Origin of the sequence: Kitasatospora sp. NPDC059646, assembly GCF_042734615.1 — a bacterium.
Classification (GTDB): domain Bacteria; phylum Actinomycetota; class Actinomycetes; order Streptomycetales; family Streptomycetaceae; genus Kitasatospora.
The window spans coordinates 1-3,582 of sequence record NZ_JBHWDS010000011.1; the positions used below are offsets into that span (position 1 = coordinate 1).

Genomic DNA, 3,582 nt, shown 5'->3' on the forward strand with positions numbered 1-3,582 from the left:
GGGTCAACGTCCTGTGGGCGCTGATCCGTGACCGACGGTGCTACCACGTCACACCTCCAGTGACCGAGACAGCTTGACAACGACATTAGGAAGCGGTGTTGTTGCGGCAGGCGGTGAAGTCCCCGGCGACGCCGTGGCGGCCGCGGGCACGGCGACGCCCGGCGGGCGTGCCGGCCTGCCGGGCGTCGTAGGTGTCGGACGGGTTGTGGGGCGTCAGGTCCAGATGTCGTTGAGCGGGGTCGCGTACTGGTCGTTCTGGGTCAGGCGGCCGGGGAGGCGCAGGCCGTCCTCGATGGTGCGCAGGACGCTGTAGTGGTTGTACTGGGTGGCGGAGCGGTAGCCGGTTTTGGTGAGGCCGGGGGAGCCTGCCACGAGGGTGGGGATGCGCTGGCCGTGGCTGTCGTCGTCCTCGTCGAAGGTGACGACGAGCAGCGAGCGCTGCTGCGTCCAGGCGGGGGAGGCGAACAGCTTCGGGAGGTTGGCCTGCATCCAGGTGTCGCCGGTCGTGACGCTGCAATTGTGCATGGTGTTGCAGCTGTTGGGCTCGAACCAGACGAACTCGGGTGTGGTGGCGGTGCTCTGCAGGTCGGACCAGAGCCGGGTGATCGGCTGCAGCTTGTCCTGGCAGCGGGCCGCGTTGCCGGTGACGTCCTTGAAGTACACGAACGGGACGTTGTCGGCGTCGTAGTTGCCGTTGGAGCTCAGGTTGCACGGCGACTTCATGTCCTCGACGTAGCCGCGCCAGGACTTGCCGGCCTGCTCCACCAGGTTGCCGAGGTGCGGGGCGGTGACCGCTCCGGTCAGCGCGGGGTAGGGGTTGTCGGTCCGGCCGAAGGTCGAACCGCCCGCCACGGCAAGGTAGTTGGGGTCGCTGGGGTGCACGACGCCGTAGGACTGGGTGAGCGTGACGTTGCTGTTGGCCAGCTGGGTCAGGTAGGGCGCGGCGGAGTTGCCGATCACCTGGTCGAACGAGCGGTTCTCCAGCATCACGAAGAACACGTGGTCCAGGGCCGGGACGTGGGAGGCGACCGGCGCCGGCACGGCGGGCGCGGGGACGGCGGCCGACAGGGTGAGCGAGAGGTTGTCCGCGTAGGCGTCGTTGTAGGCCTTGCCGGTGCGGCTCGCCTCGCGGGTCAGCTGGAGGGCGATGCCGATGCTGCGGGTGCCGGCGGGCAGGGTGCCGGTGGCGGTGCGCTGGAGCAGCGCGGTGGACAGGCCGCGGTCGGTGGCGGTGACCGGGCCGATCCGGCTGCTGCCGAGGGAGGCTCCGCTGCCGTTCAGGAAGGTCGCCGTGAGGGTGGCGGTGGAGTTCTCCGTGGCGTAGCCGCCCAGCCAGCCCGAGAGGTTGTAGGTCACGCCGCCGCCGTCGATCTGCCCGGCCGCCGCCGACACGTCGGCGGTCTGGGTGAGCGCCGAACTGCCGACCGGGCCGCCGGAGAAGAACGCGCCGCCGCGGTTGCCCGGCCCGGCGGTGCTGTTCGACGGGAAGCCGTTCGGTGCGCCGTACGCCACGGCGGTGGGCACGCCGGTGGCCTGCCAGCCGGGGAGCGTCACGGCGTCGTAGCCGCTCACGGAGGCGTCCGCGCACTCGGCGTCGCCGTTGACGATCAGGTTGGGGCTGTCGGCGCCGGGCGCGGTGACGGTGAAGCGGGCGGGACGGGCGAGCGCCGTGTAGCCGTCGTCGGCGAGGTAGTCGGCGACGTACGCGCCCGGGGCGAGGGCGTCGGTGGCGAGCACCACCGAGCCGGTGCCGTTCGGCGCGTAGCTCCAGACGAGCGCGGGGCTGCCGCCGGGCTGTGTGCCGTTGTCGGGGTAGAGGCCGATCCAGTTGGTCGCGGACACCCGGCCGGTGCCGTAGGAGGCCGTCACCGGCACGCCCTGCGGGACGGTGGCCCGGCCGAGGCACAGCATGCTGTTCTGGGTGCCGAGCACGGTCGCGGACGTCACGGTGAACAGCACCGGCGGGGCCAGCGGCGTGTAGCCGTTGTCGGCGAGCAGGTAGGCCAGGTAGCTGCCGGGCTGCAGCGAGCCCGCAGCCACGGTCACCGTGCCGCTGCTGTTCGGGGCGTACGCCCAGGCCAGCGAGGCCGTTCCGCTGCCGGGGCCCTTGGCGGGGTCGGTCGAGTAGATGCCGACCCAGTTGGTGGACGAGGCCCGGGCAGTGCTGTACGTGACCGCCAGCGCCGAGGTCTGCCCCTGGACGTAGCTGGTGGCGGGAAGGCCGATCGAGCTGCCCGCGGCCGCGGCCGGGGTCGACACGGCCGGTGCGAGCAGGGCCACGACGGCGAGCAGCAGCAGGGGCAGCCGCCGGTGGCGCCGGTGTGCGGACAACTTCCGCATGGGGAGGGCCTCCTGAGGGTGGGAGGGGTGGACGGGTGGCGCGCGTCAGGATGGCAGGCCGGACGGTGCCGGCTCAAGAAGTGCCGGCCGTCGAGGAGGCGTCGGTTCGAGCAACATTGCGGGGCGCCCGGGTGAAGAGTTGTCCGGCCAACTGGAGCGCCCCGAGGGCCCCGCACCTGCGCGATCCCGGTGCCCGCCCGCCCGTCGGACGGTCCGGCCGAGGCGCGGCGCGGGCGCGCAACTGCCGCGGTGCAGCGTCGATTTCCTTGTTCGCACGGCGGATCGGCGAGACGGCGACAGGCTGGGCGGCGGCCCGCATGCCGCCGACCGGGCGCCGTGCCGCCGGGGTCGGCAGCCGGGGCGGGGCGCCGCCATGTGGGCGGCGACCAGAGGGCCGCAAGTCCGGTGTGCCGCCGTCCTATTGATGCGCCGTCAGTGCCGCCGGAAGGATCCGCGGCTATGACTACACGCGTAAAGCCTCTGTCGCGGTGGCTGGTCGCCCCGCTGCGGTGGGCCGCCCTGCTGTCGGTGCTGGTCTCGGTCGGCGTGTTCTTCGCCGGCGCCCAGGCGGCCCGGGCCGCGCCCGCCTGCGGGGTGCTGTCCACCGGCGCGGCGTCGCAGGCGACCGCCGCCGTCCGCTCCGCCTGCGGGCTGATCGGCACCCCGTACTCGTGGGGCGGCGGCCACGGCTCGCAGCCCGGCCCGACGTACGGGCTCTGCGACCCGTCCAACGGCGCCCCGAACGACTGCAACGTCCGCGGCCTGGACTGCTCCGGCATGGTCCGCTACGCCTACTACCTGGCGGTCGGCGCGGACGTCATCAACGGCACCACCCGGACCCAGTGGCCGACCTCCAGGGCCGTCGCCCGCTACTACCGGGCCGACGGCACCGCGCCGCTACTCCCCGGCGACCTGGTGTTCTTCGGCGGCACCGCCTCCACCATCCACCACGTGGCGATGTACCTCGGGCAGGGCTGGATCGTCGAGGCCCCGTACTCCGGCGGCCACGTCCAGGTGGCGGCGCTGTCCTCGCACGGCGACTACTACGGCGCCATCCGGCTCTACGGGGCCGGCAACTCCGCCCCGGTGCCGAACCCGCCCCCGGCGGGCGGCGGCCAGTACTGGGTGGACACCTTCGCCGACGCGCCGGTGTACGGTTCGCCGACCTCGACCACCGGCACCGGGACGCTGTACCAGGGCACCAACTACGTGTACTGCAAGGCGTGGGGCCGTGAGGTGTCG

General features: G+C 73.0%; 2 protein-coding genes. One reads left to right on the top strand and one right to left on the bottom strand.

The features are described 5' to 3' along the window. Positions 1–213 precede the first annotated feature (213 nt). Complete coding sequence (locus ACFV1L_RS09660; protein ID WP_380364523.1) at positions 214–2,340, bottom strand: alkaline phosphatase family protein; 2,127 nt, start codon at positions 2,338–2,340, stop codon at positions 214–216. Between the two features lie 459 nt (positions 2,341–2,799). Between ACFV1L_RS09660 and ACFV1L_RS09665 the strand changes: the two genes are divergently transcribed. Next, positions 2,800–3,582, top strand: a 783-nt coding sequence (locus ACFV1L_RS09665) for a C40 family peptidase (RefSeq protein WP_380364525.1), incomplete at its 3' end; no start/stop codon positions are given.

Bases quoted from the DNA above. Each gene is read 5' to 3' on its own strand.
- ACFV1L_RS09660 (WP_380364523.1), bottom strand. From the start codon at position 2,340: ATGCGGAAGTTGTCCGCACACCGGCGCCACCGGCGGCTGCCCCTGCTG.